Genomic DNA, 8,951 nt, shown 5'->3' with positions numbered 1-8,951 from the left:
ACTGGTGGTGGTACGAACCCTTCCAACCCCAACCACCACCGACAAACAACTGACACTCCCGCCTACAGCGGCGTGGACATCGGGGCCGACAACTGGATTGCCGTAACACCTGACGGCGCCGTTTCGCCCTCGCCGCGCGCGTCGTGAACTCCGAGAGCATTGATACCGTGCCGTGCGACGCTTTTCGTCGCAGGATCGCCAGACTATCCCAACAGAGCTTCCCGAAGTGTGTCGCACGTTTCGAGCCAGCATCGTCTGCTGAGAGCCCCAGGGCGTTAGTTACCGACCGGTAGCAAGCAGTACGGGCCCGCGTGGGAGAATTTTGCCATGAGTGTGGTCTCGGACAAGATCCCGGAGGATTTCGTAGCTGGACTCGAGGGCGTGGTGGCATTTACCACCGAGATCGCCGAGCCTGACAAGGACGGCGGCGCCCTGCGCTACCGCGGTGTCGACATCGAAGACCTGGTCAGTCAGCACGTCACGTTCGGCGACGTGTGGGCTTTGCTGGTGGACGGGAAATTCGGCGACGGACTGCCGCCCGCCGAGCCGTTCCCGCTGCCGATCCACAGCGGCGACGTACGGGTCGACGTGCAGGCCGGTCTGGCGATGCTGGCGCCGATCTGGGGCTACCAGCCGCTGCTCGACATCGACGACACCTGCGCCCGCGACCAGTTGGCCCGCGCATCGGTGATGGCGCTGTCCTATGTCGCTCAGTCCGCCCGCGGTATCTACCAACCCGCCGTTCCGCAGCGCGTCATCGACGAATGCTCGACGGTGACGGCACGTTTCATGACCCGCTGGCAGGGTGAGCCGGACCCCAAGCACGTCGAGGCCGTCGACGCCTACTGGGTGTCGGCCGCCGAGCACGGCATGAACGCCTCGACGTTCACCGCGCGGGTGATCGCCTCGACCGGCGCCGACGTGGCGGCGTCGTTGTCGGGTGCGGTGGGCGCGATGAGCGGCCCGCTGCACGGCGGTGCACCGGCCCGGGTGCTGCCGATGCTCGAAGAGGTCGAGCGCACCGGTTGACGCGCGCGGCCTGGTCAGGGGAATCCTGGACCGCCGCGAGAAGCTGATGGGCTTCGGCCACCGGGTGTACCGCGCCGAGGACCCGCGGGCCCGCGTGCTGCGCGCCACTGCCAAGCGGTTGGGCGCACCGCGTTACGAGGTGGCGGCAACCGTCGAGCAGGCGGCGCTGGCGGAGTTGCGCGAGCGGCGTCCGGACCGGGCGATCGAGACCAACGTCGAGTTCTGGGCGGCGGTAATCCTGGACTTCGCCCAGGTACCGGCCCGGATGATGCCGGCGATGTTCACCTGCGGCCGGACCGCCGGCTGGTGTGCGCACATCCTCGAGCAGAAGCGACTGGGCAAGCTGGTCCGCCCGGCGGCCATCTACGTTGGCCCGGCGCCGCGCAGCCCGGAGTCCGTTGAGGGCTGGGCCGGGGTTCACCGGAAATAGTCGACCCCCGGGAGGCCCCGGTGGCGATCGACGTCAGCCGCGAAGAAATCGCGGCCGTCATCGGCCGGGCGGGTTAGACCAGGTCCGCCATTTCGCGCAGCCGATCGGCGACCCGGCTGCGCAGCGACGGTGTCGGTGCAGATGCCGCTACGTCGAGCATGTCGGCGATCGAGGTGAACTTGCTACGTGGCCGGTCGGCTAGTTCGCCGCGCGCGACCTCGGCGGCGTCGATCGCCCGCCAGCCGTTGGCGTCGACGACAGCGGGCTGACGTTCCCGGACCAGCCGGTCCAGCGCCGACGGCTTACCGACCGGGTCGCGCAACAGGCCGGCGTTGTAGTCGTCGACCAGTCGCTGCACGGTCTGCGCGGCGCATGACTTGTTGGTGCCGATGAAGCCGCTCGGCCCGCGCTTGATCCAGCCAGCCACGTAGGCGCCGTTCACCGGGGTATCGGCGCGCATGACGCGGCCGCCGTCGTTGGGCACCACGCCGGCCTGAGCGTCGAACGGCAGATCTTTGATTGCCTTGCCGTGGTAACCGATCGAGGTCAGCACAAGTCCGGCGCCGATGGTTTGCACCTCGTCGGTGCCGGTGACCGCGAACTCCAGTCCACTGACGCGCTGCTCGCCGAGCACCCGCTGCGGAGTCAGGTTGTAGGCCAACCGGATCCGTGGGCGCGATGTCAACGACGCCGGCTCCTCGGCGTGCCCGAGGGTGCTCAGGACCGCCAGCTTCTGCCTGGCCAACGCGTCGGTGACAGTGCCGAGGTCGCGCTGCACCGCGTCGCGATCGGCTTTGGCGAGAACGACTTCCGCCGTTGTCGTCAGGCCGATCAGTTCGGGCAGGGTGAACGCCGAATGCTCGGGGCCGCGGCGGGCGGCGACGACCACCTCGCGCACCTTCGATCCGCGCAGTGCGGTCAGCGCATGGTCGGAGATGTCGGTGCGGGCCAGTTCGTCGGGATCGGCGGTCAGCACGCGCGCGACGTCGAATGCCACGTTGCCGTTGCCGACGACGATGACCCGCTCGTGACTGAGATCGACTGGCAGGTCGACGAAGTCGGGGTGCCCGTTGATCCAGGCCACCAACTCGGTGGCGGTACCGGTACCCGGCAGGTCCATCCCGTCGACGTCCAGCCGGCGGTCGTTCGGTGCGCCCGAGGCGTAGATGACGGCGTGGTGATGCGCCAGCACGTCGTCGTGGCTGAGCTGGTTACCGACCTCGACGTTGAGGAAGAACCGGAACTCGCGGCGACGGGCGATCCGGTCGAACAACTGGGTAACCCGCTTGGTGGTCTGATGATCCGGCGCAACTCCGGCCCTCACCAGTCCGTAAGGAGTGGGCAGCTTTTCGAACATGTTTACCCGCACACCCTGCTGAGTCAGCAGCTCGTCGGCGGCATACATCGCGGCGGGCCCCGATCCCACGATGGCCACCGTCAACGGGCCGCTGTGCTTGCCGTGAATCTCGGGTGCCGGAATGACCGGTGCCAGTTTGGATGTCGGCGGCAGTTTCTGGCCGGCCGGGCGGGACGCATGGACCGCTTCGTAAAAAACAGCATTGAGCTCGATGAACGGAAGCTGCTCAGTCGTCAACCGGGAGTCCGGGGCGATGGCGCCCACCGGGCATGCGCTGACGCAGGCACCGCAGTCCACACACGCCACCGGATCGATGTACAGCATTTCGGCGGAAGCGAACTCCGGCTCGTCCGGTGACGGGTGAATACAGTTCACCGGGCAGGCGTAAACACAGGAACCGTCGCTACAGCACGACTGGGTAATAACGTGCGGCATGGCGACCTCTAGGCAGCGACCGTCAGGTGCTGCCGCTGCGGCTCACTGCGGTAGCGCGACGGCTCGCCGTCGATCCTGCAGATCCGCCAGATCAGCTTGGCGATCGGGTTCATCAAACCCGTGTCGCGACACAGCATCCGGACATCACCGAACATGTCCCGCAGCATCTGCCGCGACTCCGGCGATTTGAAGAACACGTCTTTACGGACCTGACGAGGAATGTCGAACTCCTGCCAGAAAGCCTTGGGCGGCACGATGATTGCCGAGCACAACAGCCGCATGGTGAGCGGCACGAACAGCGACAGCCAGAAGCGCTTACGGCGCGGCAGGCCCGGCACCCGCTTACGCAGGTATTCGTGCGCGAACGAAATGTGCCGAGCCTCCTCGGCCACGTGGATCGCCATCACCCGCTCCATGATCGGATGCAGTTCCCGACCCTCACGCAGGACGTTCTTCTGGGTGTGGTCGATCGGCTCTTCGCCGGCCAGGATGCCGAACCAGAACGGGATCGGCATCGGTCCGGCCACCAGTGGGATGACCGGCTGAATCCACTTCAGCAGCCGCGGCATGCCGGGCACGTCGGCGCCGATGTGGTTGACCATCTCCTGGAACATCATGGTGTGGTTGCACTCTTCGACCGCTTCGTGCAAGCAGTACCGGTATTCCGGCGACCCGTTGGGCACCCAGAACGCGTACTCCATCAAGCCGCGGATCAGGATCGATTCGAAGTGCAGGCCGACCTTGGCGACGTTGGCCTGGCGCCACATCCCGATCGCGATCTGGCGCTGCTGCGACTGGGACTGGTACCACGGGTGCTTACCCAGCGGGTCGGTGTTCGCCAGAATCCAGCGCGGGTCGTCATCGATGACCTTGAATTCCGGCGAATCCCAGTCGATGTCGGTGTAGGGGTTGAAGTTGCGCCGCACCGACCCCTCGGACAGGGTGTTCAGCATCTCCACGTACTTGACGTCGTCGAGCACATCCATGTTGCGGCGCCACCGACGGACGAGCTTCGTCTTCGCCCGCTTCTGCGCGGTTGCTGTCTGAGTCATACCCGGGCCTCCCCAATGAGCTTTACATTTGGACGCGCTATGTCCAAGACAGTACCCGAGGTATCGGGAACTTACTAGACCTGCAATACCCACTGTGCTGCATCCGTGAACAGGTGTGCACTGTGACTCGCGTCACAGTTGCGGTCACCGGCCAGACCGCCTGACCGTCGGGTGCAGCCGAATCACTAACCTGGTGGATATGGCTGACCAGCTCACGATCCCCGACAACCTCAAACCCGGCGATGGACGCTTCGGATCCGGGCCCTCAAAGGTCCGACCCGAGCAACTGCAGGCGCTTTCCACCAGCGCCGCCGCGCTTTTCGGCACGTCGCATCGACAGGCGCCGGTCAAGGGCCTGGTCGGCCGGGTGCGCAGCGGACTGCGGGAGTTCTTCTCGGTGCCGGACGGCTACGAGGTGGTGCTGGGCAACGGCGGAGCGACGGCGTTCTGGGACGCCGCGGCGTTCGGGCTGATCGACAAGCGTTCGCTGCACCTGAGCTATGGCGAGTTCAGCTCGAAATTCGCGTCATCGGTCGCCAAGAACCCCTTCGTCGGTGACCCGATCATCATCAAGGCCGACCCGGGTAGCGCGCCGCAGCCGCAGGGCGACCCGTCGGTCGATGTCATCGCCTGGGCGCACAACGAGACCTCCACCGGTGTCGCAGTGCCCGTGGCGCGGCCTCGTGACGCCGGCGATGCGCTGGTCGTCATCGACGCCACCTCCGGCGCCGGCGGCCTTCCAGTCGACATCGCCGACACCGACGCCTACTACTTCGCGCCGCAGAAGAACTTCGCCGCCGACGGTGGGCTGTGGCTGGCGATCCTGAGCCCGGCGGCGCTGGCCCGAGTCGAGTCCATCGCCGCGTCGAACCGGTGGGTACCCGACTTCTTGTCGCTGCCGATCGCGGTGGAGAACAGCCTCAAGAACCAGACCTACAACACCCCGGCCATCGCGACGCTGGTGTTGCTGGCTGAGCAGATCGACTGGCTGCTGAGCAACGGCGGGCTGGACTGGGCGGTCAAGCGAACCGCCGACTCCGCGGGCCGGTTGTACAACTGGGCGGCCGACCGGGCCTTCACCACGCCATTCGTCGCAGACCCCAGGCTGCGCTCCCAAGTGGTTGGCACCATCGATTTCAACGACTCCGTGGATGCTGGGGCCGTCGCGGCAACCCTGCGCGCCAATGGCATCGTCGATGTCGAGCCCTACCGCAAACTCGGGCGCAACCAGTTGCGGGTCGCGATGTTCCCGGCGGTCGAGCCAGACGACGTCAGTGCGCTCACCGAATGCATCGACTGGGTGGTCGAGCGGATTTAGCCCGCGGAAAGAAAAGCCCAGGTGTTACCGCGTGTCCGCCCCAGCCGCGGACGCCCCCTGAGTTACAGTGCGCATGGGTAGACGTGGCGCACTGGTCTGCGAGGAGCCTGCGAGGAGAAACCATGCGGGAACTCAAGATCGTCGGACTCGACCTCGACGGCAAACACGTCATCTGCGAGGGCGACAACGCGTGCGACAAATACAGGATTCGCGTTGACGACCGATTACGTGCGGTGCTGCGCGGCGACGGGGCCCGGGTGAACCAAACCCACATCGACATCGAGGTCAGCAACATGTTGCGTCCCAGGGATATTCAGGCCCGCATCCGCGCGGGTGCATCGGTCGAGCAGCTTGCCGAGTCGGCGGGAGAAGATGTCGCCCGGATCGAGCGTTTCGCCCATCCGGTCCTCTTGGAGCGCGCCCGGGCTGCCGAGCTGGCAACCGCCGCGCACCCCGTTCTCACCGACGGCCCCTCGGTGCTGACGCTGCTGGAGACGGTCACCTCGTCGCTGGTGGCGCGCGGCCTGAACCCGGACAGCAGCACCTGGGATGCCTGGCGCAACGAAGACGGCCGCTGGACCGTGCAGCTGGGATGGAAGGCCGGTCGCTCCGACAACCGTGCGCATTTCCGGTACTGTCCCGGCTCGCACGGCGGAACCGTCAACGCTGTGGACGACGCGGCACGGGAACTGATCGATCCCGACTTCGACCGTCCGCTGCTGCGGCCGGTAGCCGCGGTCGCCCAGTTGGACTTCGATGAGCCGGAAGCCCCGTCGGCACCCGTCGTCGAGGCCTCCGCCGTCCCGGATGGCCCGGAGCCCGAGCCGAAAGCCGAGCAGACCCGGGCCCGCCGCGGCAAGCCGGCGGTGCCGGCCTGGGAAGACGTACTGCTGGGCGTGCGCTCCAGCGGACAGCGCTAGAGGGCCATCGCCACCAGGGCCAACCAGGCCGCCGCGACGCCCACACCGCCGCCGAGCACCAGCCAGCGCAGCACCGGCGTGTGTCGCCATCCCCACAGCGTTGGCGCCAAACCGCCTGCCGCAACGACATTCAGCGTCACCGCCAACAGCGGATGCACCCGGATCAAGCCGAGGCTGAGCACCACGACAGCGACCCCGGTGACCGCGGCGACGAATCCGGCAACGGTCAAACCCGTTGCCCACGGCGTGGATTCGTCGGTCACAGCCAAACTCTAGCCCGCTCGTAGAACGCCAGCGCCGCGGCGGTGGCCACGTTGAGCGAGTCGGTGCCGCGTGACATCGGGATACGCACTCGCACATCGCTGGCCTTCATCGCGGCATGGCTCAGGCCGGGTCCCTCGGCGCCGACCAGTATGGCGACCCGTTCGCCATGGACAGCCGCCATCGCCTCCGGCAGCGTTTTCGCACCGGCACCCGGCGTCATAGCCAGTAACCGAAAACCGTTCCGCTGCAATGCCTTCAGCTCCGCCGGCCAGTCGACGGCCCGGGCGAACGGTACCAGCAGCGCATGACCCATCGAGACACGCACCGCGCGGCGGTAAAGCGGGTCCGCGCAGCCGCTGCCGAACACCACGGCATCGACATCGAGCCCGGCCGCGTTGCGGAAAATCGAGCCCAGGTTCTCGTGGTCGTTGACGCCCTCGAGCACCGCGACGGTCCGGGCGCCGGCGACCACGTCGGCGACAGTGCGCTCGGGTTCGCGACGGGCCGCGGCGAGTACGCCACGGTTGAGATGGAAACCGACCGCGTCTGCCATCACCTCGGCCGACACCCGATAGTACGGCGCCGGGTTGCCGGCCAGGTCCGCCTCGAGTTCGGCGAGTCGGCGGTCGGTGCCGAGAAACGCCAGCGGCGTGAACGGCGAGGCGAGCATCCGCTGCACCACGAGCACACCCTCGGCGATCACCAGGCCTTTGCCGCTGGGCAGATCCGGGCGCCGGTCGATGCTGTTCAAGTCGCGGAAGTTGTCCAGCCGTGCATCGTCGGGATCGTCGATGTCGATGACGTTCGTGGTCAGGGGCTTTCGTCGACCAATGCAAGAATCAAATCGGCTGCCACCCGTAACGTTTCTCGATCGGACACTCCGAGGGTTTCCAATCGCTGCGCGAGCCACTCCTGGCTGGCCCGGCGTTCGGCCTCGATCAGCTCGGCACCCGCTTCGGATACCGACACCAGAACCTGCCGGCCGTCGTCGGGATGGGCGACCCGGTCCACGAAACCCAACTCGGCCAGCGATGCGATCACCCGAGTCATGGAAGGCGGGCGAACCCGTTCCCGGATTGCCAGCGCGCCCGGCGTCATCGGCCCGAAGTTGGCCAGCGTCGCCAGCGCCGACAGCTGCGACAACGACACCGGGGATTGCGGACGGCGAAACCGCAGCTGCCGGGAGAGCCGCAGCACTGCCAACGACAGGTCGCTGGCCAATCGGCTATCGCCATCAATCACAGCGCGAAGGTTACGACAGAACACGCAAGCGTCCACATCGAATCACCGAGACGGACCCACACCCGCTATCCCTCGTGCTCGACTCTCACCCGCAAGCGGGAGGTGCCCCCACCTCCGGCCGCTCGCGGCCGGCATCGTCGTCAAGCTATCTTGATGACAATGTCTGACGAGATGGGCGGGACCATCGAACCGCCACCGCTACCGGCTGTATTGCTGGACCCGTGGCCGGTTATCGCGATCGGCGCGCTGGCCTGGCTGATCGGCACGGTGATCGTCTTTCTCACGCCGGCCCTCGCCACGTGGCGGCCTCTGACAGTGGCCGGGCTGGCGGTGGGTGTGCTGGGCACATCCATCTTCCTTCTTCAGCGCTCGGCTGCCCGTCGAGGCGCGCGCGGCGCCCAGACCGGACTCGTCGCGAAGTCCACCAACTAGGAGGTTTTCCAATCATGGCAGCGCCGCTCTTGCAAGCCCAGGTCGACATCGATGCACCCGTCTCGAAAGTCTGGTCGCTGATCAGCGATTTCCGCCGGATGCCGCAGTGGAGTCCGCAGTGCCGGTTGATGCGGCCGCTGGGCCCCGTCCGCCCCGGCAGCCGGACGATCAACCTCAACCGCCGCAACCTGATGGTCTGGCCGACGATATCCACCGTCGTCGAGTTGGTCCCGGAGCAGAAGCTGTCATTCCGGGTGAACATGAACAACACCGTGTGGAGCTACGAGCTGCAGCCGATCCCCGGTGGCACCAGGGTGATCGAGAGCCGGCACGCCGAGAACGGCGTCAAGCCGGTGTCCACCATGGCCGTCAACGCGCTGGTGGGCGGCACCGAAAGCTTCGAACGCGAACTTGTCGAGGGAATGAACGTCTCGCTGGCCAAGATCAAGGCCGCGGCCGAGAGCGGCTAGCT

At 66.8% G+C, this 8,951-nt stretch carries 9 protein-coding genes and 1 pseudogene; 5 read left to right on the top strand and 5 right to left on the bottom strand.

Translation table 11 applies throughout. The annotated features are described in order from the left end of the window. Positions 1–327: 327 nt before the first annotated feature. Positions 328–1,459: pseudogene (locus ABDV69_RS17500) on the top strand (citrate synthase 2). Between the two features lie 73 nt (positions 1,460–1,532). Here ABDV69_RS17500 and ABDV69_RS17495 read toward each other — a convergent pair. Both ABDV69_RS17495 and ABDV69_RS17490 read right to left on the bottom strand, forming a co-directional pair. After that, complete coding sequence (locus tag ABDV69_RS17495) at positions 1,533–3,251, bottom strand: FAD-dependent oxidoreductase (RefSeq protein ID WP_343576610.1); 1,719 nt, start codon at positions 3,249–3,251, stop codon at positions 1,533–1,535. Between the two features lie 8 nt (positions 3,252–3,259). Further along, positions 3,260–4,303 (bottom strand): diiron oxygenase, encoded by a 1,044-nt coding sequence (locus tag ABDV69_RS17490; RefSeq protein WP_343576609.1) that lies wholly within the window; start codon positions 4,301–4,303, stop codon positions 3,260–3,262. A 199-nt stretch (positions 4,304–4,502) separates the two neighbouring features. On the opposite strand from ABDV69_RS17490, the gene serC reads away from it, so the two are divergent. Next, on the top strand, positions 4,503–5,621 hold the full coding sequence (gene serC, locus ABDV69_RS17485; RefSeq protein WP_343576608.1) for a phosphoserine transaminase: 1,119 nt from the start codon (positions 4,503–4,505) through the stop codon (positions 5,619–5,621). Positions 5,622–5,743: 122 nt separating this feature from the next. After that, a complete protein-coding gene (gene sepH / locus ABDV69_RS17480) occupies positions 5,744–6,541 on the top strand; it encodes a septation protein SepH (protein ID WP_343576606.1) in 798 nt (265 codons plus the stop codon). On the opposite strand, the gene ABDV69_RS17475 is transcribed toward sepH, so the two are convergent. The 3 genes from ABDV69_RS17475 to ABDV69_RS17465 are packed head-to-tail and all read right to left on the bottom strand — an operon-like array spanning position 6,538 to position 8,047. After that, positions 6,538–6,804, bottom strand: a complete 267-nt coding sequence (locus ABDV69_RS17475) for a DUF2537 domain-containing protein (RefSeq protein WP_343576603.1) — start codon at positions 6,802–6,804, stop codon at positions 6,538–6,540. The genes sepH and ABDV69_RS17475 overlap by 4 nt on opposite strands. Next, a complete protein-coding gene (locus tag ABDV69_RS17470; RefSeq protein WP_343576616.1) occupies positions 6,801–7,637 on the bottom strand; it encodes an RNA methyltransferase in 837 nt (278 codons plus the stop codon). The genes ABDV69_RS17475 and ABDV69_RS17470 overlap by 4 nt, the downstream gene beginning before the upstream one ends. Next, on the bottom strand, positions 7,616–8,047 hold the full coding sequence (locus tag ABDV69_RS17465) for a MarR family transcriptional regulator (protein ID WP_343576601.1): 432 nt from the start codon (positions 8,045–8,047) through the stop codon (positions 7,616–7,618). Before ABDV69_RS17465 ends, ABDV69_RS17470 begins: the two co-directional genes overlap by 22 nt. Before the next feature lie 159 nt (positions 8,048–8,206). On the opposite strand from ABDV69_RS17465, the gene ABDV69_RS17460 reads away from it, so the two are divergent. Together ABDV69_RS17460 and ABDV69_RS17455 are read left to right on the top strand one after the other, a co-directional pair. Then, positions 8,207–8,479 (top strand): DUF2530 domain-containing protein, encoded by a 273-nt coding sequence (locus tag ABDV69_RS17460; protein WP_343576600.1) that lies wholly within the window; start codon positions 8,207–8,209, stop codon positions 8,477–8,479. A 14-nt stretch (positions 8,480–8,493) separates the two neighbouring features. Beyond that, positions 8,494–8,949, top strand: a complete 456-nt coding sequence (locus ABDV69_RS17455; RefSeq protein WP_343576598.1) for an SRPBCC family protein — start codon at positions 8,494–8,496, stop codon at positions 8,947–8,949. Positions 8,950–8,951 lie beyond the last annotated feature (2 nt).

Origin of the sequence: Mycobacterium sp. (assembly GCF_039583785.1) — a bacterium.
Lineage (GTDB): Bacteria > Actinomycetota > Actinomycetes > Mycobacteriales > Mycobacteriaceae > Mycobacterium.
Note: the sequence above shows the minus strand (reverse complement) of the source record. Positions and strands in the feature narration are given on the sequence as shown.

Bases quoted from the DNA above. Each gene is read 5' to 3' on its own strand.
- sepH (WP_343576606.1), top strand. From the start codon at position 5,744: ATGCGGGAACTCAAGATCGTCGGACTCGACCTCGACGGCAAACACGTC.
- ABDV69_RS17455 (WP_343576598.1), top strand. From the start codon at position 8,494: ATGGCAGCGCCGCTCTTGCAAGCCCAGGTCGACATCGATGCACCCGTC.
- ABDV69_RS17490 (WP_343576609.1), bottom strand. From the start codon at position 4,303: ATGACTCAGACAGCAACCGCGCAGAAGCGGGCGAAGACGAAGCTCGTC.
- ABDV69_RS17495 (WP_343576610.1), bottom strand. From the start codon at position 3,251: ATGCCGCACGTTATTACCCAGTCGTGCTGTAGCGACGGTTCCTGTGTT.
- ABDV69_RS17460 (WP_343576600.1), top strand. From the start codon at position 8,207: ATGTCTGACGAGATGGGCGGGACCATCGAACCGCCACCGCTACCGGCT.
- serC (WP_343576608.1), top strand. From the start codon at position 4,503: ATGGCTGACCAGCTCACGATCCCCGACAACCTCAAACCCGGCGATGGA.